This window comes from Oceanobacillus luteolus (assembly GCF_023715655.1).
Classification (GTDB): Bacteria; Bacillota; Bacilli; order Bacillales; family Amphibacillaceae; genus Oceanobacillus; species Oceanobacillus luteolus.
The window spans coordinates 138,980-160,199 of record NZ_JAMBON010000003.1 but is presented as its reverse complement, the minus strand read 5'-3'; the positions used below and the strand labels follow the sequence as shown (position 1 = coordinate 160,199).

Below are 21,220 nucleotides of genomic sequence, written 5' to 3'. Positions count from 1 at the left end.
TCTCAGTCCCAGTGTGGCCGATCACCCTCTCAGGTCGGCTACGCATCGTCGCCTTGGTAGGCCATTACCCCACCAACTAGCTAATGCGCCGCGGGCCCATCTGTAAGTGACAGCAAAACCGTCTTTCGTCTCCACACCAGGAGGTGTGGAGCATTATCCGGTATTAGCTCACGTTTCCGCAAGTTATCCCGATCTTACAGGCAGGTTGCCCACGTGTTACTCACCCGTCCGCCGCTCGTTCCACAGACGTCACCCCGAAGGGATCAGTCTGCTTCCCGCGCTCGACTTGCATGTATTAGGCACGCCGCCAGCGTTCGTCCTGAGCCAAGATCAAACTCTCCATAAAAGTGTTTGAAAAAACTTAGCTGTTGTTTAATAAGAAAACGGGGTTTTCTTATTAAGTTTATGCTTGGTCACTCACGTGACCTCGCTTGACATACTGGTTGTTTTGTTCAGTTTTCAAAGAGCAAATATTTTGTTGCCGTTCGTAACGGCGACTTTTCTAATATAACACGAATGATATTTCCTGTCAACAACTTTTTTCAAAGTTATTTTATCGCTTTGTCGAATGTTGTACTCGTTTTTGGCGACGCTTATTAATTTACCATGTTATATTATAATTGTCAACGCGAAATTCAAATTCGAAATTATCACTTTAATCCCTCTGCCACGATTAAATTTTTCCTTCTATATATAGGACAACTTATCGTTCATTTCAAATGCCATAAAAAATAAAGATTCCTTTTAATAACCCTTCTTTTTAATCCAACTTAATAAAAGTAATCCTCCTCGTTTTATTAAAATTCAACACTTGCTTGTTCAATTAAGTAGGAATTCATCACATGTTCTTAGTCTTTTATTCTTCTACTTAATAGAAAATATGCTATACTACAATGGAAGATAAGGGAGGAATTTATGAGGTTATGGCACAACTGAAGTACTCAAATAAAATAAATAAAATCCGTTCATTTGCCCTGATATTGATCTTTGGTGGAATCCTGCTCATGTATGTAGGTCTACTCTTTAAACAAAAAGAATGGGTCATGATTATATTCTTTATATTGGGACTGCTGGCAATCTTTTTAAGCTTGATTGTTTATTTATGGATCGGCACGCTTTCCTTAAGAGCAATCCCGATTATATGTCCGAGTTGTGAGAAGCCGACTAAAATGCTAGGCCGTGTAGATGCTTGTATGCATTGCAAACAGCCGCTTACATTAGATCAAGACTTAGAAGGTAAAGAATTTGACGAGAAATATAACAAACGGAGTTATGCGAAATCCAAAGAGCAAAATACGTAACAAAAAAACCACACGAATTATCGCTGTGGTTTTTTATATCGAGATTAAATTAATGCTGTTGTGCCTCCACTGATTTACAATCTTCGCAAATACCATACAGTTCTAGGCGATGATGGCTAATATCGAAACCTGCCACCTGCTCAGCTAAAGATTCTACTTCTTCGAGTGTCGGATAGTGGAAGTCTACAATTTTCCCACAATCATTGCAAATAATATGGTAGTGGTCAGAAGTATTGCAATCGAAACGGCTAGATGAATCTCCATACGTCAATTCACGGACGAGACCAATTTCTTTTAATACGCGTAAATTATTATAAACCGTTGCAACACTCATATTAGGAAATTTGCCTTCAAGAGCTTTGTATATATCATCTGCTGTAGGATGAGTCATCGCATTGAGAAGGTATTCAAGAACCGCATGACGTTGTGGTGTAATTCGGACGCCTGATTCTTTTAATGTGTCAATTGCATCACGTAATCTCTTTTCAGACATCGCTAACAACCTCACTTTCGCTAGATAATGGCATTCAATAATATTATTAAATAATAATCTTTATAATTAGTTTATCGTTATTAGCTAGTCTAGTCAATATAAGTAACTTAAGAATAGTAATAATCCTCTTCCATTTATCTAAATTTCATTTAATATCCTAGTGACAAATCAATTTTATTTACAAATTCACCTTCATTATCCTCATATACGGTTAAATTGGTTTTAAAGATTTCTAATGCCCGCTTTACGTATTCAGGAGATGAGCCAGATATATGTGGGGTAATCGTTATATTTTGTTCTTTCCAGAAGGGATGCTCTGTCGGTAGTGGTTCTTCTTCAAACACATCTAAGACTGCATGTTGAATTTGCCCTTCTCGGACAGCCTGTAATAAATCATCTTCATCTAATACATTTCCACGCCCCATATTCAAAAACACCGCAGATTGTTTCATTGCTTTAAAATGATTATGAGTTAACAACCCTGCCGTTTCTTTTGTGCTCGGAAGGACGGAAACAATTAAATCCGCTTCAGGTAAAATGTCCAATAGCTCGGAAGTTTTATATACTTCATCAAAATGCTCTACCGTTTTCCCGCTCCTTGAAATACCTATCGTCTTCATGCGGAATGCTTTGGCGAGTCGTGCAGTCTCTCCGCCGATAGCACCTGTTCCCAGTATAAGGATTGTTTTACCTGTTATCTCCTGAACTTTAACACGCTTTTCCCATGTTGATTTCCGCTCATTTTCAATGATAGTCTTAGAATTCCGATACACTTGTAAAAGCATGGCAATCGCATATTCAGCCATTTGTATTTTATGAATTCCTCTAGCATTCGTAACAAGGATCCCTCTCTCCTCCAAACGCTCAAACGGAAAACCATCCACCCCAGCCGAGAGGCAGGCAATCCATTTTAGTTTGGGTGCGGAGTCAACGAGTTCTACTGTTATGTCATCCCCATACGTAACAAAAACCTCTGCATCCTTTAAATGACTTTCCGCTTCCTCTATCGATTCACAAAAAATAAACTTTTGATTCGTGAATTCCTCTTCTAGCTTCACACGATGTTTTTCTGAGATTTTAGCTGAAAATAAAATCATGACTTTCCCCCTCTGCCCCTTTGAAATCAAACTATTATTTCACTTCATCACGCAAGTACTCAAGTGCTTCTTCCACATGTCCTTTTACTCGAACTTTACGATACTCTTTTAATAATTTACCTTCTTTATCGATAATAAAAGTAGAGCGTTCAATTCCATAATACTCTTTACCGAAGTTTTTCTTTAGCTTCCAGACTCCAAAGTCTTCAGCTACCTTGTGATCTTCATCAGCCAACAATTCAAATGGCAGTTCATGTTTGTCGATAAACTTTTGATGCCTTTCCACCGGATCTGGACTGACACCAAGGATCACCGCATCCAATTCACCGAATTTCTCATGCTGGTCTCTAAAGTCACAAGCCTGAGTAGTACAACCAGGCGTCATATCCTTTGGATAAAAATAAAGAACTACGTATTTCCCTCTATAATCACTTAAGGATATATTTTCTCCAGCTTGGTTTGGTAATGTAAAATCTTTCACTTCTTTACCTACTTCTACTGTCATGATAATCCCTCCATCTCTATTTCCTCCACTATATCATAGAGATAAATGAGATACCTTCTAAAATGCTTGACAGCTTGCTCCTGTACGAAATGGATAATTTTGATATAGTAAAAAGAGTATATCCATCCTTTGTATGGAAATTGCAATCTTTCTAGGAGGCATAATTAATGAATTATTCAACATCCGAATCTTTACACGAAGAAGCATTAGAACATATAGTCGGTGGTGTGAATTCACCTTCCCGTTCGTATAAAGCTGTAGGCGGTGGATCCCCTGTTTACATGGAAAAAGCAAAAGGAGCATACTTCTGGGACGTAGACGGAAATAAATATATAGATTATCTGGCAGCTTATGGACCGATTATTACGGGACATGCTCATCCACATATAACCGAAGCAATTCAAAAACAAGCTGAAAATGGAGTACTATACGGAACACCGACCCGTTTAGAGAATAAGTTTGCGAAGATGTTAAAAGAAGCAATTCCTTCTTTGGAAAAGGTGCGTTTTAACAACTCTGGAACAGAAGCAGTTATGACGACCATCCGTGTTGCACGAGCTTATACCGGACGCAATAAAATCATTAAATTTGCTGGTTGTTATCATGGGCATTTTGATGCTGTACTCGTGGAAGCAGGTTCAGGTCCATCCACTTTAGGTACTCCTGATTCAGCAGGTGTTCCACAATCTACGGCGGATGATGTAATTACAGTTCCATTTAATGATTTAGACGGATTAAAAGAAGCTTTAGATAAATGGGGAGATGAAGTTGCCGCAGTTCTTGTGGAACCTATTGTTGGTAACTTCGGTATCGTGACGCCACATGAAGGATTCCTTCAAGGGGTAAATGACCTTGCACATGGAGCAGGTGCCCTCGTCATATACGATGAAGTGATTTCTGCTTTCCGATTCACTTATGGAAGTGCTCAACAAGTTTATGGTGTGGAGCCTGATATGACAGCGATGGGTAAAATCATCGGTGGCGGTTTGGCTATCGGAGCATACGGCGGCCGAAAAGATATCATGGAGCAAGTCGCACCTCTCGGACCAGCTTATCAGGCAGGAACAATGTCAGGTAACCCGTTATCCATGGCTGCAGGAATTGCTTGCTTAGAAGTACTCAAGGAAGAAGGTGTCTATGAAGAATTAGATCGACTTGGCTCACAACTAGAAGCTGGCATCCTTGAAAAAGCGGAAAAGCATGGCATCGATATTACAATCAATCGACTAAATGGTGCACTTACTGTTTTCTTCGGTACAGAGAAAGTGACAAATTATAAGGAATCAGAAGCAACAGACGGAGAAGCTTTTGCTAAATTCTTCAAACTGTTATTAAAAGAAGGTATTAACTTAGCACCTTCCAAATACGAAGCATGGTTCTTAACTACAGAACATACTGAAAAAGATATCGAAGAAACAATTGCAGCAGTCGACCGAGCATTTGAACAGATGAAATAAAAAAAAGGGAAGAATCCTTTTCATACGGATTCTTCCCTTTTATTTTATTTTTCACCGTTATCCAAATTCTGGATTTCATACAAATTATAGTAACTGCCTTGTTTCTTCATTAGTTCTTCATGGGAGCCTTTCTCGACAATTTCTCCATTTTCTATCACAACGATTGTATCGGCATGAGTAATGGTAGCGAGCCTGTGAGCAACGATAAAGGTTGTCCGTTCGGCAGCAAGCCGCTCCATCGTCTCTTGAATCAGATGCTCACTCTCCAAATCGAGGGCGGAAGTCGCTTCATCAAAAATAAGGATTGGAGGATTTTTCAAGAAAACACGAGCAATGGCGACACGCTGTTTCTGTCCTCCAGATAGTTTTACTCCTCTTTCACCGACTAATGTATCGTAACCTTTAGGCAGACTCATAATGAAATCATGGGCATTCGCCGCTTTTGCAGCTTCAATCACTTCCTCATCGGTTGCATAAGGATTCCCCATCCTAATATTCATCGCGATTGATTCACTGAATAAAATATTATCCTGTAATACCATTCCGATGTTATTCCGTAAAGAACGTGCTTTTACATCTCGGATATCCTTGCCATCGATGCGAATTGCCCCACTCGTTACGTCATAGAATCGAGGGATTAAACTGATTAGAGTGGACTTTCCTCCACCACTCATTCCGACAAATGCGACAGTTTCACCTTTTTCCACTGTAAGATTCACATTTTTCAACACTTGCAATTCATCTTCATCATAATAGAAGGAAACTTGGTCGAACTCGACATTCCCTTCGACGCGGCCCAGTTCCTCAGCATCTTCTTTATCTGTAATATCATACTTCTCATTTACAAATTCAAATACCCTGTCAATGGAGGCAACGGATTGGACTAAAACGGTCGATGAATTGACCAGACGACGCAACGGACTATATACCCGATCCATAAATCCGATAAAAGCAACCATCGTTCCAATGGAAGCAGCTCCGTTAATCACTTGATAAGCTGCAAAACCAATAACAAGTAATGGAGCAAGATCGGTGATTGTATTCGTTACAGCGAATGTCTTAGCATTCCAATCTGTATGCTCAATCGCCTTGTCTAAGAAGCTTTTATTACGACTACCAAACTGTTCCTGTTCATAGTCCTCCAACGCAAAGCTGCGGGTTACAGGAACTCCTTGAATACGCTCATGCAAATGACCCTGCACCTCTGCAAGTTTCTGGGACCTTTCCCTGGTCAGCTGCCTAAGCTTTCCATAGAAATACTTAATGGCGAAGCCAAAGATCGGAAACAACGCAACAGCAACAATCGTCAACGGAATATCCATCGTAAACATAATGCCAAGCGCAATCATGATGGTAATTAAATCAAGCCATACATTCATGAGTCCAGTAATGACGAAATTCTTCGTTTGTTCGACATCATTAATTACCCGGGAAATAATTTCACCGGATTTTGTCTTAGAATAGTACTTCAAGCTCAACTTTTGAATATGATCAAATAACCGATCACGGATATCAAATAAAATTGTATTTCCTACCCATTGCGCAAAATACTGACGATAATATTCAATCGGAGGACGAATGACAACGAATATAAAGAAGGCGATACCCATCACCCAAAAGAGCTGCGTTATCTTTTCATCAGTCGTCATCGTTTCCACATAAATAATATCATCAAGCACATATTTCAATAATAGTGGTAATAACAATGGAATCCCAAATTTAAGTATTCCAATAACGATGGTAAGAAGGATTTTCCATTTATACGGTTTTACAAAGTTCATATATTGCCTAATACTACCCATGCAGTCATCTTCCTTTTACATACACATATTCATACTTACTTATTCATTGTTAACTTGTTTACGCCCACTTGTAAAACAAAATGCCTTGCTACAAATCGTAACAAGGCTTTTATGGACGGCTTACCGATAGGTCAAATATCGTTCATACCAATTATCGACAAAGTCCGGCGCGAACGGTCCTTTCCGCTGATGAATCCAATGCTTAAGAATTATAATGTTTTTCTGTAGGATTCGGTCCAATACGGTTGGGTAATTCATTGTATTCCGGTGTGTTTCATACTCGTCTTCATCAAGCAGCTCATAAGTCATATCGGGAAATACTTTTATATCTAGGTCATAGTCAATATATTTCAGAGCTTCCTCATCATACACAAAAGGAGAACTTATATTGCAGTAATAATGGATGCCATCCGTCCTTATCATGCCAATGATGTTAAACCAATTCTCTGCATGAAAAAAACAGATTGCCGGCTCCCGAGTCACCCATGTTCTTCCATCACTTTCCGTTACCTGTGTACGGTCATTCGCTCCAATAACAACCATTTCCGTCCCCTTCAACACAAGACTACTTTCCCAAGTCCGATGAAGCATGCCATTATGTTTATAGCTTTGTATTTCTATCCTTGTACCAGGTTCCGGAGCAACCACTTGGATCAACCTTCCTTTACAAGATAATCATATATATGTTATTTTCTATAGTATCTTATCTATTATAAATGTTAAAACATAAAAGATAAAGGATAATGGGGAAGCATAACTTAGAGCACTTGGTTATCCACTACGACAGATAACTCTTCCCTCCTTCCTACCTGGAGATTAGTAACCCGCGCTGCTTTAATGGGATTAATGTATTCTACAAGATGGACTTTCACACCTAAATCGTTGCTATGCCGATATACATGATAAAAGCACTGCGAATGAAGTGACCCCTAAAAGTTAGACACGGTTAATTCATTATGCAGCTTGCTCAAAATGAGTTCGGTATTGTACCGGACTCATTTTTAACTTTGCTTTCAACCGTTTCGTATTATAGTATTCTATATATTTTTGTAGTTCTAGTTTAAAATGCTCTACATTTTCGAATTCCTTATAATAAAGAAATTCTGATTTCATAATCCCAAAGAAATTCTCCATCACAGAATTATCATAACAATTTCCCTTACGGGACATGCTTTGCTTGATCCCTCTATCTTGAAGGGCATGACGATATTGTTTCATCTGATAATGCCAACCTTGATCGGAATGCATGAGTAATTGATGCTTTGCCGGCAAGCGAATAAGAGCTTTCTCCAACATCTCTGAAACGAGTGAATACGTTGGTCTAGAACCTATTGTATATGTAATAATTTCTCCATTGAATAAATCTAATACTGGCGATAAATAAAGCTTTTCACCAAATAACTTAAACTCCGTTATATCTGTTACCCACTTTTGATTTGGTTCCTCTGCTGTAAATTGACGATCTAAATGATTTGGTGCCGTTTTTCCTACAGTACCTTTATAAGATTTGTATTTTTTCATTCGCACTAAACATTTTAGGCCAAGTTCTTTCATAATACGTTGGATCTTTTTATGGTTCACTTTTTGTCCACGGTTAGCTAGCTCATCACGAATACGGCGGTAGCCGTATCGACCATCATGTTCCTCATAGATAGCTTTTATTTCAGCTTTCAAATTAATATCTGGATCTGGCTGATTCATTCTCTTCACCAAATGATAATATGTACTACGTGGTATATCTGCGAGCTTTACGAGTGCCTTCACCGGATATTTATGCCTTAACTCATAGACTACTTGCGCTTTGTCTTGTTTGGTGATTTTTCCTTGTTTTGAACTAAGGCATTCAACTTTTTTAAATACTCATTTTCCATTTCCAGCTGTTTAATACGTGCTTCAAGTGCTTCTACTGAATCTTCAGCTGGTCCTTGTTTTGGTTGTTTAGATGATTTCTTTCCCATGGATGGACGCCCCTTACTTGGTTCAAGGGCTTCAATACCACCACTCTTCATCTTTTTCTGCCAATCATACACCATGGTATAACTAGAGATTTTAAAGAGAGCTGCGGTATCCATTAATGACGCACCAGTTCGAACCATATAGTTTAGTACGTCTAGTTTAAAACTAACAGAACAGTTTGTACAGGGGTTATTTAATCCTTCTACTCCATGCAATTCATATAATTTCAGCCAATATTGGAATAGTGCTCTGGGAATGCCCAGTTGCTTTGCATATCCTTTTTTAGACATTATTTTCGGATTATATCCTTGGATAATATTTAACTTCATATCACCTGTATATTTAGTCATATTAAAACTGCACCTCCAATTGTTAGTTAGTGTCTAACAATTGGGGTGCAGTTCAGAATTGCAGTGCTTTTAATATACAATCTTCAGCTATTTGAATTCATTTTCTATTTATAAGCTAAGGAAAATCAGTTAGAGTTAGAATCCCTGTGCTCCTCACCTTTATTTACTCTAATTCCTCTATCATTTCTTCTAATTCTTCAACTTGCTCTTCTATTTCACTTTCATCTAAATCTTTATCTTTCTTTATTTCTTTTATTTGAAGCTTTAGACTTTCGATTTGAACATTTTTATTCTCGAGTTCTTCTCCAAGCTGCATTGCTTTTTTATAATTACCTTGTTCGATATAGCTGTAAGCTGCCAAATATTTTGCCCTGTCATTATCTTTTAGACTAGTATAAGTATCAATTACCTTATCGTATGCACCATTTATCCAAGCTTGTTCTATAATTACTTCCGGTAAGGAAGATTCTATACTAAGAATCGCTGCTTTGGCTTCTTTAGTTTTCAAGCTGCGCAATTCCTCCACTAAGCTTATTGGATCATCCATCCCCATGTTCACTGCCTTTTTAAGACTTTCTTGAGTATTTAATAAGAGGTATTGTTCAAATAAAATCGCTTCTGCATGATCTTCGAGATATGCTGCACTTTCTAACAGATTAATTGCTTCTTCTGTATCGCCGTGAATGACATGTTCAAATGCTTCATTCATTATATCGCTGTGTTCGAGTTCTTCCTCCAGCTCGGCATTGACTTCTTTTAATTGGTTGTTTTCATCTTCCAATGAAGTTTTCCTATCCATCTGTACATCTGCAGCTTGTGTCATTGGCATTACCTGAAATAAATATATCAGCAGGACACCAGCAATAAGTCCAATTAAAACACCAGACAGTAATTGTTTATTTGGAAGCTGTACTTCCTTTGCGGCAGCAGGTGTTTCCTCAGCTTGGAGAATTTGACGAAGGTCATGGATACTGGAAGCACGGTAAATTTTTTCTAAAAAGGGATTTCCTTTCTTTAGATTTTTCCAATCTGACACTTCAGAAAAACGTGTCGAGGAAAACAGTAAAATAATGATTCTCTTTAAATCAGAAAGGAGCTGGGGAACCGTCAATTCTTCTGTCGGAAACACAGAACGTATTCCACGATGAGCAAGCTTTACATTTCCTTCAGCATCTGCATAAATATTCGTCGGATGGAGAAAAGTTGTATATTGTGTACCAATCAACTTTTCGACGGAAAGAAGACCAATCGCTATTTTCCGTTTTATTTCCTGATTTGCTTCAGTGAAGTTTATAATTGACTGATAACCGCTTTCCTTCTCATAATAAATATGTACGTGGTGCTTACTTTCTTGACCGTTTAAGAAATGAAAGAATAAAGGATCTGTTTTCTTCAATTCATTCAGCTGATCTGCATCAATCAGGTTGGTATACTCTTTATCAATCTGATAAATAACCTTTTCATTGTCTTCCGTGATATATCCCTGCTTGCTTCTCTGCGTATCTTCCATGTGATCACCTCCAAGTTATGTCCGTTCCGCCATTTCTATTTCTGGGCGGAATATATATTCCATAAACGTTGGTCTGACTTTTATTAAACTGCTTAGCACTTGATCAATTGAATGATAGCGTTCATCCAAATTTGTTTCAGTCAGTTTTATAATAAGTTTAGCAAAAGCTTTCGGCAGTTTGCTTGCCACAATTTTTTCGACATCACTTGTATAGATATTTTCACCTACACTTACAATGTAAAACAACACAGCTCCCAATGAGAATAAATCGGAACGTAAATCAGCAACCCCATGTTCAAACTGCTCCGGTGCAGCATAACCGATTGTCCCAATTGCTTTATGCTGCCCGGCAGCCTGCACTGGTACAGATGCACCGAAATCAATCAAATGTACTCGGTTCTCTTCACATAACAAGATATTAGAAGGCTTTATATCCCTAATGACAATTGGAGAACTGTGATGATGAAAGGCATGAATGATGTTCGCAAGCTGAATTGCTATTTCCAGCACTTCTCGCCAAATAAACCGTCTTCCATCTTCTTCAATTATTTCGGATAAACTTTTTCCTGGCATTTTTTTCATAATAATACCGTGATGATATTTTGCTATCGTTACTTTATCGTAGAGCTCAGGTACATTTTCATGATGTACAGCAGCAAGTATTTTTGCTTCATTGTCAATCTGCTCATTAAAAAGGGTTGTTGGCTGTTTCACTACTTTCAGTACAGCCCGTCTTTCGGAAGATGTTTTTATCTCATAGACGAAAGATGTACCTCCTTCAGATAAAAAATCTACCACCTGGTATTTATTATCAATCCATTCCTTTTTCTCTAATATCATTGGTCATCAGCTCTTTTACCGATATTCACAGCAATCAAAGAAGCATCATCTTGAAATTGCGACGCTTTTATCATTCCATAAAAATGGTCACAGACCCCCTGCATACTTGTTCCTTCCTCTACATGCTTACACCATTCTTCTCTTAATAAATCAGCCGAAAATAAGTCATGAAATCCATCTGTGCTTAATAAGAAATAATCAGCATAGGTAAATGAACCAGAGGCTGTAAAAGGCTGGATCTCTCCTTCTACACCAAGACATTGCGTAAGATAATTCGCTTTCTCATGTGCTCTTGCTTCTTCAACTTCCATATGACCATACTTTAACTGTTCGTTGGCCCATGAATGATCTTCCGTTAATTGAATGAGTGACTTTTCCTGATTCAGATCAATGGTATCGTCGCTAGGGTTCTCTTTTTCCAGCACACGTTCCCGAAAACGGTAAATTCTTGTATCGCCAATATGACAAATATAATATCTGTTTTCTGCATATAAAATGACACTTAATGTCGTGCCGATTTTCTTATTTTCAAGTCTGCCGAATTCAATGAGATCATGATTGATTTCATGAAATGCATCAATGATGCTTGTCTCGCATTCATTCATAAAACTTTCTGCTGACTGATGTGTCCAAACGGTACTTTTCCACCATTTCAAAATGAAATTGACTGCGTAATAACTTGCTGCATCACCTGCTGAATAGCCGCCCATTCCATCTGCAATGATGGCAATATGCACTTCCTCATCAGGTTGAATCAAAGCGCTGGAGTAAGTAAGATAATCCTCATTCACTTTTTTTGAATCAGGCTTAACACTTACCTTCCCAGCAAACAGTCCTTTGCTCTCCAATGTATTATTCATAGACGACCCTGTATGTATAGACTGTTTTTCCGATTTGTATATCATCTTCATCTTCCAATTCATGAATTTTATAAGGTATGACTTTTTCCTGATTAACATAGGTCCCGTTTTTGGCACCTAAATCCTTCAGACCATACGTATCAGACAACCTGATGAATTCGACATGCATTCGAGACACACCAACACCATTTTCTACAAAATCCGTACCCTTCTCTGCTCTTCCGATAATAAAGTTATCGCTATTTAGCTCAATTCTCTCTTCTGAACCATCCCGATTTGTAATTAAAAAGTTTTGTACTTTTGGTTTATTTGCTTGAGGTATCATTTCTGAAGCATCGAGCAGCATCGTTTCATCATAAGTTGGATTTTGGGGCTGATCCACGCGAACCTTATTTTCAACCGCTGTTTCTGTACTCATCGCAATTTCTCGCTGAGGTAAGTTATAGTCTGCTTCCGTAAACTGATAACCGTCTTGCTCCTCTGTACCTAATCCGAAGTGATCTGTTTCCGTATTTTCTTCTGTCTTTGATTGTACGGGTTGTTTAAATTGCTTACTCTTCACCTTTACTTCTTTTTCAGTAATAATCGGCTCTACACCCGGGCGCCAGATAAACCAGTAGACTACTACAGCAGCAATGACAAGCAGGGACAGAATAATCGATGTAATCAACATCACCGTACTCGGAGAATCCGTGTAAAACTTCCAGATAACAGCGATCGCAAGAAATCCAAACAGAATCGAATATAGTTTAATTTTACTGCTTAATGGTGGAAGGCTTCTCACCTTTTTTATTTTATACTCTTCCTGGTTACTATCATCTTCTGACTGACTTCTGTTTACTGGCATTTCTTCCTGCTGTTTATCCTGCAGTTTACTTAATAATTGTTTTATACCTCGGAGACTGAAACCGGGGTCTTTTAAATAATTGAGAATCATTTTGAATTGCGTACCATTTAATCCTCTAACTTCACTCGCCATATTCAATAATAGCTTCTTCAAACTTTCATTAACCGAAATACGGCTGTTATTCTGTTTAATCGGCACATACATAAGATATACATCGTGATAACCTTTACCAATGTAAATATTCTCTTCATTTAAAACAAAATGGTTATCATTCAGCATCGTGTTGTTTGAATCCTGTAATGCTTGAACCAGATTGATGAATAAAGAATAGTATTCCTGCATCGAAGGGGGGCGCTCCTTCGATATGGACCGAAGTCCTCGTAAACCTTCAATCTTATAATAAACGGATACCTCATTGTTTACATCTTCAAATGTCATTGGTACTAGTCGCGGTATATAATTGGACTGGATCATTTTTACTTGAAGCTCCTGAAAGTCTTCCTGCTGAAATCCTTCAGATTGCGACTTTTTCATTTTAATGTATGTACCGTTCGATTCGATATATTCAATCCAATAATCATCTAATTGATTAGCCATTTTCATTCCTCCTTATACGAGATACATATAGTAAAATGCTGTGAGTACACCTGGAATAACAGCATACATGAACGGAAATTTATTAGATATGTTGTTTTTAAATTCATCCAACGGGGTCAGTGATTTCTTTTTCATTGATTCTTTGATATGTAAGAGTGCTAACGTGATATTAACCAAAAATGTTTTTGTAAATAATAAAACAATAAGTCCGATAATCCCGGCAAAAATAATCGTATACATGATTGCATATAATGAAAATAAAATACCTGTAATAGCTCCGATCGCCGCAAACAGTTTCACATCACCTGCTCCGAGCGCCTTAAAGATATAAAGAACGAGCATAATACCCCCTGCAACGAGCAATCCTAGTACAGAATTCAGAAATCCATCGATTTGATAAACAACCAGGTGATAAGCCATTCCGACCAACATCCCGGTTACGTTCAGCCAATTTGGCAGCCGCTGGTATCTCATATCATAATAGGAAGCAAAGATTAGAAATATGAACAATATAATAAAGTGGTAGAGCATGTCTTTCTCCTTTTATTTTATTATCAGCCTCCAGCCCAAGCGCGTTCGACTGTTTTCTTCTTGATTTTTATATCTCTCTCAAAGAATGGAAATACTAGACGCAGTTCATTTTCAACTTCAATGACGACATCTGAATCCCCGCGGGTCTGAGGAAAATTATGGTCAGTAACGGTGATGCCGCTGGCATTGAAAAAGTCTGAACTACCTACTTTCTTTTCGTATTTATCTCTGACAGCAGCTTCGTAGACTGATTCTGCAACATAACTATTAAGCAAGGCTCCTGTTGTAGGGATAGCATTTTTAATTTCTTCACTTAACGCATCCAGTAAGTGTTCCGCAATTACATTGTTCTCGAACCTGTTTTTCTGTTCCTCCGTTAAATCATCAATAAATCCTTCCGTTCCATCCATAATCGCCCCTTCAATAACGAGAGCAAGAAATGAATAGTGTGCAATGGTTTGACCAGTTTCATTTACTGATTCCTGGAGTGCCATCTCTGCAATAGCTATTTTCACAAATGACATTAACGCAAGGAAAAACAGTAATAAAATAGGGATAAGCAAAGAGGCTTCAAGAGTGATGCTTCCATCTTCTTTTCTTAAGTTCAATGGTATTCAACCCGCCTTCTTTCTTAGACGTTAATCAGAGGAATATGCTGCCTCATATAGACAGCATACTCTTAGAACAATGGTTCTCTTAAGGTATAGGTAATTCAAATCTGAATTCAAGGTCAGAATCGTGGGTGTTGAAATATAGTTCGACCATTCCGTCTTCATCTAAAATTCTACTTGTAATGAAAATAAGATCAGCTGTCATTTCTTCACCAGGTTGAATCTCTTCATTAAATTCTGGCATTGCATCCCTTTCCGGACGTTCATTTGTGAAGTCACCAATTAATGAAGGAGTCATTGTATCATTTACAGAAAATGCATCATCACCTGTGTTTGCCACCGTGATATTTACAACTGAAAATCTTGTATCCTCACCTGGGTCAGATGTTTCGGAAAAGAATTCAGCAATCGTATAGCCATTTACCTCATCTGCAGTAACTTGAAAATCATTTACTGTAACTTCATATGGAAAACCATACGAACTGCTCTCTGCTACTGCAGTTTCACCGATCTGATAGACATCTTTCTGTTCATCTGCTGTTTCGTTTTCATTATTATTTTCGTTGTTTTCTTCTGTTTGTTCATTGTTGTTATTATCAGCGTTACTGTTTTCCGAATCCGAATCATCCCCACTGCAAGCTGCAATAAACAGGGTACTTGCTAATAAGATCATTAGTATTTTTTTCATCTGTCAACATTCCTCCTAGTATGAATAAACTTTTGTTTTCTCTATGCTGTACGTATTCCCTGACAATTGACCACTTTCATTCGGTATAAGATGCGTTAATGCTGGGATGAATAATAAATCCACCTCAGCAGTGACTGTCGCCTTAATATAGGAAGGATTTTCATCAAGCCGGACACCTGTATCTTCTGTAATAGCTGCCTGTAACCGCCGCATTTTGTCATTATTGTAGCCTTCTCCACCTAACGATCTTACAATCATAAAGAAACGCATAAATGTGGGCATCGTCATATTGAATCGTGGAGATATTTTTAATGGTTTCCACCTGTATACGTTATTTCCTGTTGTCAAATCAATAAGACCAGTAACCGTTTCGCTAAAAGCCAGAACAATTGCTCTTAAAACCCCTAAAGGGCCAGCATAGCCTCCTTCAAAAATGATGAGGTCGATCAACTTTACAACAAACAACAACATTGCAATATCTCTAATAAATGCCAAGTAATTGGCACCAGCTGTAGTATAACCGTAAGTAATAAATTGTGCCTGCTTCGTTTCATATAAAAATGCACCTAATTCCGGTTCTAAATTATATGGGGCACTTGTACCATAGTTTGCCATAATATATTCATTTACATAGAGCTGATTTCGAAACGAATCAGGAAACCCGGTCATAAATTCAATAAAGTGTCCAAATCTTTCAAATGCATTTCTTATAAATTCCAGTCTTCCCGGATCTTCATCATCCAAATCACCATTGACAGCATCATAATCGGCAATATATCCTGCTAATTCATCGTATACGTCTTGATCTCCAGCCAAGTTTTCAAGACCGCTCAGTAAATCCCACAGGTCAGAGAAAGCATCATCTGCTTCTTCTTCTTTCTCCTCCAGACCATCTTGTTCTTCCAGTAATTCTTTGGAATCCTCATAGGCATTTAAATGATCCTGGAGTATTTGTGCATCATTATCCCGATAAATTATATATCGCTGTCTTAGCTCATTTTTTATATTAGTAGCGGCATTCACATGATCCTTAATCGTTTTATAAAAACCATCTACAAGTTGGACAACTGTCTTTGAAGCGTAACCGCCTGCAAGTGCTTCCTCTAAACTCATACGCTTATCTGGATTGAATTGCTCGGCCAATATTTCAATATGATTATAGATGTCCAGGAAGAAGTCTTCTTCAAGAATCATCTTCTCCAGCTTTTCAATTTCACTGCGAGACTCTTCATCGACCTCAATATTATCAAAGTTTATATTGTCCATAATTCTTGCCATTTGGTCATTATAGTCCATTGCAGAGTTTGGACCATAATTATCTGGTGACCCTTCAAAAGATCCCATTCCAAATAGCAAAGTATAGATATCTGATTTTAAAGTTGAGTGGAACTGGTTAAATGCTCCTAAGTGATTGTCCCTTCCCTCACTAAGGGCATTCTCATAGTTTTCAATTTCCTGCTGTCTTGCTTCTCTTTCTTCTTCACTTTCTTCCTCTTCTTCTTCGCTCTCCTCATCGCTATCATTAACCTCATCCGCTGCCTCTTCTTGCTCCAGCAGCTCATGATAACGTTCATTATAATAGATTAACTCTTCCATATTTAGTAGTCTGTCCGGTATTGCTTCAGGTAAAGATGGATTAGGTGGACCTAGAATAGTGAATAATCCGCCATCTTCACTTAGCATATTAATGTACTTCTCAATATCGGCTCGTGCCGCATCAATTTTCTCATTGCGCTTTTTAGCTAATTCAAACAGTTCTTTATACGATTCAATTAATTCTTCAACACTTTCAACTCCATCTTCCGTTACACTATCAAAGCCGGAGTTTCTGACAAAGTCGAAGATTTCCTGCCCGATTTGGGCTGGTGCCTGATACTTCATACTTTCTAAGATCTGATGCTCAAAAACTTCTAAATCAACCAGGTTACGATCTGTATCAAATGAAGCTGTAGCTGAGCCGCTTTGTATATTCGGCTGTACCATCGTAAATACACCGCTTAGTTCTCCTGCGTCGTAAAATTGCGCATCTAGATAATGCTGGAAGTCTGCTTGGGCTTCGGCTTGACTTCCGCTATATCCAAACAAGCCTTTCGCAGCCAATTTTTCGTTGAACTCTGCCATCGTTGAACGAAGTGCGGTATCGATTGCATTTTCCATCTGTCGCTCCGCAGTGACAATGCGTATCGTATCAATAAATAAGGCGTTAAGCAGGAAAATCGGCACGATGATAAGTATGGCAAATACAGAAACCGCACCTTTTTCTCCATATAGAAGACGTTTAAAAAACTTTTTCATTCGTTCTCCTCCTAGAAGAGGTCTTGATTTTCTGCTGATAGGAGTTAATTAGCAGGTTACTCTATATCACTTTCCAAAACGTCCCAGTTCGCATATGTTAAAATTTGTTGTCCACTTCCACCAATAATAAATCTGTACTGATCGCTCACTTCGCCAATTTCAAAAATATGGTCGCCAGTTACTGATTCACCTGGGGCAATTTCTCCCTCTAATAATTCTTCATCGAGCTCCACACCGGCATCCCTAAATATGTCATTCATCGTTGTCTGAAGTCCTCCCTCAGGACCGAATCCCGGATTATACATATTGGCAGCATCAAAACTGGCATCACCAGTATTTTTAACGGTAATGTTAGCAACGACGAAGGTTTCTCCATTAGGTTCCAAACCTGCGACGCTGTCTTTAAATGTAACAGAGTTAAGTGTTACATCATATCTATTCTTATCGTTATCTACAACCGTACCCGTATCACCGATCCGTAGACCCTCCTGATGATTTCCAAAAGAAATATCACCGTCTTCTTCGGACTCGTCATTATCAGTTACTTCCTCCGAGCTGTCTTCTTCATTGATCACATCTTCTTCAGTTGTTTCATTTTCTTCAGTTTCATTTGTTTCCTGATTACTATTTTCTTCCTCGTTTACTCCCTCATCTACCTTATCATCTCCATTGCATGCAGCAATAAATAATATAGTAATGATAAGAATGAATGATAGTTTGATATATTTCTTCATGTTAACCTCCATAAGCCTGTCAGTTGAAAAAGTCACTGACAGAGTCTAAAATGTTTTGCGTTGCATCAGCTAACCCTGTTACCCTCCATAAATAGTTAGCAAAGTTATACGTACGAATTAATTCAGGGGTCTCGGTTACAACGTGTGTTGATTCAGCCGTTAATGAATCACTGCCACCCAACATTTCTTTTAAAAATTGTGGCATGAACAATTCAGTTTTAGCAGTTGCTGTCACTTCACTGTAAATAATATAATTATTGTAATCTACATCTACTGTAAGGGCGTTATTATACTCTAATTCCGCTTTCAACAGTTTTCTGTAAAATGTGCCATCATCTGATGGACTGAATACCCCATCCAAACCAAACATGCCAAGTATTCCGTTATCAAATATACGCCAATAAAGTCCATCACCTGCAGAATCACCTAATCCCGGGTACAGATGCTTTTCAAACTCACCAGTTTTCAGATCCTTATTTGAATTGTTCCAAGTATATGCAACCTGTGATGCCGCTTTTTGTGCAGTATAATGTGCTGTTCCCATCTGGAAAATAACAATACAAAGAAATACTCCAGCAAGAACAAACATGAGAAAAGCCGGAAAGACGAGGGTCGCTTCAACAGTAAAGCTCCCCCGTTCTCCTTTCAAGAAGGGTTTCATTTCTAGTCACCCCAAATTTCATTGATTTTTCGATTCACTTTTTAATACTCTTATTCTGACATCGGTAATTCTGTCTCTATCGTTCTAAAAATACCCTCTACCCATCCGATCAGTTCGTCTCGGAACATAAGGGCAACTACAATGAGCACAGATAAGATTAGTAGAATTTCTACCGTCTCAATCCCCTCTTCGTCATTCCAAAAATTCTTAATAAATGTCGTTAATTGTTGCATGTTAATCCTCTCCTTAATTTTAATTTTTTAAAATACCGCGATAGCCGGGTAGATTACAATTAGTAGTACTGCTCCAAAAATAAAAATAATCGGGAATACCAGTTTAGAAGAAGCCTCTTCTCCCTTAATGCGAGTAATCGTTTTTCTCTTCTCCCACAATGTTACAGAAAGTTCTTTAAGGGATTCTGTAAGCTGCGCTCCTCCTTTCCTGTAGTTCATCATTACAGTCGTTGTGAATACAGATACTTCCTGTATCCCACTCCTGTAACTTAAATCTTTTAATGCGTCCTGAAAAGAAGTGTTCGCAGACATTTTATTCACTGCTTCACTCAGTTCAAAATAGAGCGGTGATTCAAAAATTCTATGTTTATTTTGATTGACACATTTCTCAAAAGCTCCCTGAACGGTTTCACCCGCATTGACTAAGAGTATAATTTTATTGACAAATTCAGGGAGGTCAATCAAAATTGAATCCTTTCTTTGTTTCACTTTTTTATCTAAATCTTTTACGAGAAAAACACTGACAATACCTGTTAACAAGGAACCCCAAACGAGCATTTCATAGTCGCCGCCACTAGCTTCAACAGCAACTAACGTTAATAGAACCAGCAAAATCAGTGTAATGATCATTTTGGCCAGATAGACTCTTGTGTGGTCACCCGACAGCTTACTTCCCTTTAAAATAATCATTTTCTGATGAATAAAATTAACAAGTCTTGGAAGACGTCTGTTTACATCCAGTTTATCAATTACTGTAAAAGCAAATGGCGCAAGGACAGGCAGGGTAATATCCTCTTTGTACAATTCAATGAATTGCTGATAAATTTTCTTCTGTTTTAAGCTAGTTGTAAGTACAACGAGCAGGATAACTGCTATGAGTATTCTGATGATCATGTCCTTTAGCCTCCCCTCTGTTCATCAAATCTTGATATCCATAATTTTTTGACTGATAAATAGACTTAAAACGATGAAAATCAGCGCAACAGTCATTACTACTGGACCAGGGGTGCCAAGATCAAATAATGGTGCAACAAACTCAGGTGAAGAAACCCGAAGCATCAAGATAATCCCGATTGGTGCAATCGCCATTATTTTTGACTCGAATTTCTTTTGTGAGACTAGTATTCTAATTTCTTGCTGAATCTCGATTTTATCTGAGAGAATATCTGATGTCTGTTTAATTACCCTTACTAAGTCTCCGCCTGTACGCTTACACGTAATAAATACATTGGAAAAGTTAATGATATCTTCAATATCTGAACGTTTGGCAAAATCGTCAATTGCCCGTTCAACCGTTTCACCATTTTCTATTCTTCTATTAATCAAGTTAAATTCTTTAATAATGTGAATGTCATCATTTGGATAGAGCAATTTTAAATCTTTTAACGCATCCCGAAATGCATTTTCTATAGATTGTCCAGCTGCAAGTGATGAAGATAATGCTGAAATTGCTTCTTTAAATTGCAAGAGCAGTTCATTCTTGCGCTTTTCATTCAAGCTTTTCTTTTTCATCCGCGGATAGAATACACCAAGGAGTCCTACAATACTTGAAACGATGAAGTTATCGTAAAATAAATAAGCAATCCCGAACAGCACCGCTCCAGCCATCAGCGTATATTTCACTTTCTCCCCAAAGCTTAATTCATATGTAGCATAATCAATTAACGTATTACCACCAAGAGTTCGCATCCGGATCGCTTGAATACTTCTTTCTCTTTTCATGCTTTCCAGTTTACTCTGTTCTTTTTCTACCTGTTTTCTTCTACGGGATTGGAATAAACGGCGAAAAACAAGGGTTCCAAGGAGGAAAATAATTAAAATCGATCCAATAATTTGTTCTAAATCCATATCC

General features: G+C 38.1%; 21 protein-coding genes and 1 rRNA gene. 2 read left to right on the top strand and 20 right to left on the bottom strand.

The genetic code is table 11. The features are described from left to right. Positions 1 to 346, bottom strand: a 16S ribosomal RNA gene (locus tag M3210_RS04655); the annotation flags it as partial. Between the two features lie 577 nt (positions 347 to 923). Here M3210_RS04655 and M3210_RS04650 point away from each other — a divergent pair. Further along, a complete protein-coding gene (locus M3210_RS04650) occupies positions 924 to 1,301 on the top strand; it encodes a YgzB family protein (protein WP_251512024.1) in 378 nt (125 codons plus the stop codon). A 49-nt stretch (positions 1,302 to 1,350) separates the two neighbouring features. On the opposite strand, the gene perR is transcribed toward M3210_RS04650, so the two are convergent. From perR to bcp, 3 genes are all read right to left on the bottom strand, one after another. Continuing rightward, positions 1,351 to 1,794 carry a peroxide-responsive transcriptional repressor PerR gene (perR, locus tag M3210_RS04645; RefSeq protein ID WP_251512023.1) on the bottom strand — a complete coding sequence of 148 codons (444 nt, stop codon included), beginning with the start codon at positions 1,792 to 1,794 and terminating at the stop codon, positions 1,351 to 1,353. Positions 1,795 to 1,943: 149 nt separating this feature from the next. Then, positions 1,944 to 2,891, bottom strand: coding sequence for a D-2-hydroxyacid dehydrogenase (locus M3210_RS04640; protein ID WP_251512022.1), 948 nt, complete (start codon positions 2,889 to 2,891; stop codon positions 1,944 to 1,946). Positions 2,892 to 2,925: 34 nt separating this feature from the next. After that, positions 2,926 to 3,396 carry a thioredoxin-dependent thiol peroxidase gene (gene bcp, locus M3210_RS04635; protein WP_251512021.1) on the bottom strand — a complete coding sequence of 157 codons (471 nt, stop codon included), beginning with the start codon at positions 3,394 to 3,396 and terminating at the stop codon, positions 2,926 to 2,928. Between the two features lie 167 nt (positions 3,397 to 3,563). Here bcp and M3210_RS04630 point away from each other — a divergent pair, with 167 nt between their 5' ends. Continuing rightward, positions 3,564 to 4,853 carry a glutamate-1-semialdehyde 2,1-aminomutase gene (locus M3210_RS04630; protein ID WP_251512020.1) on the top strand — a complete coding sequence of 430 codons (1,290 nt, stop codon included), beginning with the start codon at positions 3,564 to 3,566 and terminating at the stop codon, positions 4,851 to 4,853. Positions 4,854 to 4,897: 44 nt separating this feature from the next. On the opposite strand, the gene M3210_RS04625 is transcribed toward M3210_RS04630, so the two are convergent. From M3210_RS04625 to M3210_RS04550, 16 genes are all read right to left on the bottom strand, one after another. After that, the gene (locus tag M3210_RS04625; RefSeq protein WP_251512019.1) at positions 4,898 to 6,655 is read right to left on the bottom strand and encodes an ABC transporter ATP-binding protein; all 1,758 of its coding nucleotides are present in this window, start codon (positions 6,653 to 6,655) and stop codon (positions 4,898 to 4,900) included. Between the two features lie 120 nt (positions 6,656 to 6,775). Continuing rightward, positions 6,776 to 7,303, bottom strand: coding sequence for a nucleoside tri-diphosphate phosphatase (ntdP, locus tag M3210_RS04620; RefSeq protein ID WP_349774315.1), 528 nt, complete (start codon positions 7,301 to 7,303; stop codon positions 6,776 to 6,778). 306 nt (positions 7,304 to 7,609) lie between these two features. After that, positions 7,610 to 8,961 (bottom strand): IS3 family transposase gene (locus M3210_RS04615; RefSeq protein ID WP_251512018.1). Its coding sequence is split into 2 segments (ribosomal slippage): positions 7,610 to 8,511 and positions 8,511 to 8,961, totalling 1,353 coding nucleotides; the frame shifts between segments, so codons are not numbered across the junction. Positions 8,962 to 9,124: 163 nt separating this feature from the next. Then, on the bottom strand, positions 9,125 to 10,471 hold the full coding sequence (locus M3210_RS04610) for a type VII secretion protein EssB/YukC (RefSeq protein ID WP_251512017.1): 1,347 nt from the start codon (positions 10,469 to 10,471) through the stop codon (positions 9,125 to 9,127). Positions 10,472 to 10,486: 15 nt separating this feature from the next. After that, entirely contained in the window at positions 10,487 to 11,311 is an 825-nt protein-coding gene (locus M3210_RS04605; protein ID WP_251512016.1) for a serine/threonine protein kinase, read from the bottom strand. Next, entirely contained in the window at positions 11,308 to 12,171 is an 864-nt protein-coding gene (locus tag M3210_RS04600) for a PP2C family protein-serine/threonine phosphatase (RefSeq protein ID WP_251512015.1), read from the bottom strand. The genes M3210_RS04605 and M3210_RS04600 overlap by 4 nt, the downstream gene beginning before the upstream one ends. Further along, positions 12,164 to 13,615, bottom strand: coding sequence for a DUF6382 domain-containing protein (locus M3210_RS04595; RefSeq protein WP_251512014.1), 1,452 nt, complete (start codon positions 13,613 to 13,615; stop codon positions 12,164 to 12,166). Before M3210_RS04595 ends, M3210_RS04600 begins: the two co-directional genes overlap by 8 nt. A gap of 12 nt (positions 13,616 to 13,627) precedes the next feature. Continuing rightward, positions 13,628 to 14,146 (bottom strand): A24 family peptidase, encoded by a 519-nt coding sequence (locus M3210_RS04590; RefSeq protein WP_251512013.1) that lies wholly within the window; start codon positions 14,144 to 14,146, stop codon positions 13,628 to 13,630. A gap of 23 nt (positions 14,147 to 14,169) precedes the next feature. After that, entirely contained in the window at positions 14,170 to 14,754 is a 585-nt protein-coding gene (locus M3210_RS04585) for a TadE/TadG family type IV pilus assembly protein (protein ID WP_251512012.1), read from the bottom strand. An 88-nt stretch (positions 14,755 to 14,842) separates the two neighbouring features. Beyond that, positions 14,843 to 15,445, bottom strand: coding sequence for a DUF4352 domain-containing protein (locus tag M3210_RS04580; RefSeq protein ID WP_251512011.1), 603 nt, complete (start codon positions 15,443 to 15,445; stop codon positions 14,843 to 14,845). A gap of 15 nt (positions 15,446 to 15,460) precedes the next feature. After that, positions 15,461 to 17,740: a Tad domain-containing protein gene (locus tag M3210_RS04575; protein ID WP_251512010.1), complete on the bottom strand. Its 2,280-nt coding sequence runs from the start codon at positions 17,738 to 17,740 to the stop codon at positions 15,461 to 15,463. A 56-nt stretch (positions 17,741 to 17,796) separates the two neighbouring features. Beyond that, positions 17,797 to 18,474, bottom strand: coding sequence for a DUF4352 domain-containing protein (locus M3210_RS04570; protein WP_251512009.1), 678 nt, complete (start codon positions 18,472 to 18,474; stop codon positions 17,797 to 17,799). Positions 18,475 to 18,493: 19 nt separating this feature from the next. Beyond that, positions 18,494 to 19,135 carry a TadE family protein gene (locus M3210_RS04565; RefSeq protein WP_251512008.1) on the bottom strand — a complete coding sequence of 214 codons (642 nt, stop codon included), beginning with the start codon at positions 19,133 to 19,135 and terminating at the stop codon, positions 18,494 to 18,496. A gap of 50 nt (positions 19,136 to 19,185) precedes the next feature. Then, positions 19,186 to 19,368, bottom strand: a complete 183-nt coding sequence (locus M3210_RS04560; RefSeq protein ID WP_251512006.1) for a Flp1 family type IVb pilin — start codon at positions 19,366 to 19,368, stop codon at positions 19,186 to 19,188. A gap of 27 nt (positions 19,369 to 19,395) precedes the next feature. Next, entirely contained in the window at positions 19,396 to 20,262 is an 867-nt protein-coding gene (locus M3210_RS04555) for a type II secretion system F family protein (RefSeq protein ID WP_251512004.1), read from the bottom strand. A gap of 24 nt (positions 20,263 to 20,286) precedes the next feature. After that, positions 20,287 to 21,216, bottom strand: a complete 930-nt coding sequence (locus M3210_RS04550) for a type II secretion system F family protein (protein WP_251512001.1) — start codon at positions 21,214 to 21,216, stop codon at positions 20,287 to 20,289. Positions 21,217 to 21,220 lie beyond the last annotated feature (4 nt).

Coding starts and splice junctions, on each gene's coding strand:
- M3210_RS04605 (WP_251512016.1), bottom strand. CDS start 11,311: ATGATATTAGAGAAAAAGGAATGGATTGATAATAAATACCAGGTGGTA.
- M3210_RS04565 (WP_251512008.1), bottom strand. CDS start 19,135: ATGAAACCCTTCTTGAAAGGAGAACGGGGGAGCTTTACTGTTGAAGCG.
- M3210_RS04590 (WP_251512013.1), bottom strand. CDS start 14,146: ATGCTCTACCACTTTATTATATTGTTCATATTTCTAATCTTTGCTTCC.
- M3210_RS04570 (WP_251512009.1), bottom strand. CDS start 18,474: ATGAAGAAATATATCAAACTATCATTCATTCTTATCATTACTATATTA.
- M3210_RS04580 (WP_251512011.1), bottom strand. CDS start 15,445: ATGAAAAAAATACTAATGATCTTATTAGCAAGTACCCTGTTTATTGCA.
- perR (WP_251512023.1), bottom strand. CDS start 1,794: ATGTCTGAAAAGAGATTACGTGATGCAATTGACACATTAAAAGAATCA.
- M3210_RS04600 (WP_251512015.1), bottom strand. CDS start 12,171: ATGAATAATACATTGGAGAGCAAAGGACTGTTTGCTGGGAAGGTAAGT.
- M3210_RS04625 (WP_251512019.1), bottom strand. CDS start 6,655: ATGGGTAGTATTAGGCAATATATGAACTTTGTAAAACCGTATAAATGG.
- M3210_RS04575 (WP_251512010.1), bottom strand. CDS start 17,740: ATGAAAAAGTTTTTTAAACGTCTTCTATATGGAGAAAAAGGTGCGGTT.
- M3210_RS04650 (WP_251512024.1), top strand. CDS start 924: ATGGCACAACTGAAGTACTCAAATAAAATAAATAAAATCCGTTCATTT.
- M3210_RS04560 (WP_251512006.1), bottom strand. CDS start 19,368: ATGCAACAATTAACGACATTTATTAAGAATTTTTGGAATGACGAAGAG.
- M3210_RS04550 (WP_251512001.1), bottom strand. CDS start 21,216: ATGGATTTAGAACAAATTATTGGATCGATTTTAATTATTTTCCTCCTT.
- M3210_RS04555 (WP_251512004.1), bottom strand. CDS start 20,262: ATGATCATCAGAATACTCATAGCAGTTATCCTGCTCGTTGTACTTACA.
- M3210_RS04640 (WP_251512022.1), bottom strand. CDS start 2,891: ATGATTTTATTTTCAGCTAAAATCTCAGAAAAACATCGTGTGAAGCTA.
- M3210_RS04595 (WP_251512014.1), bottom strand. CDS start 13,615: ATGGCTAATCAATTAGATGATTATTGGATTGAATATATCGAATCGAAC.
- M3210_RS04610 (WP_251512017.1), bottom strand. CDS start 10,471: ATGGAAGATACGCAGAGAAGCAAGCAGGGATATATCACGGAAGACAAT.
- bcp (WP_251512021.1), bottom strand. CDS start 3,396: ATGACAGTAGAAGTAGGTAAAGAAGTGAAAGATTTTACATTACCAAAC.
- M3210_RS04630 (WP_251512020.1), top strand. CDS start 3,564: ATGAATTATTCAACATCCGAATCTTTACACGAAGAAGCATTAGAACAT.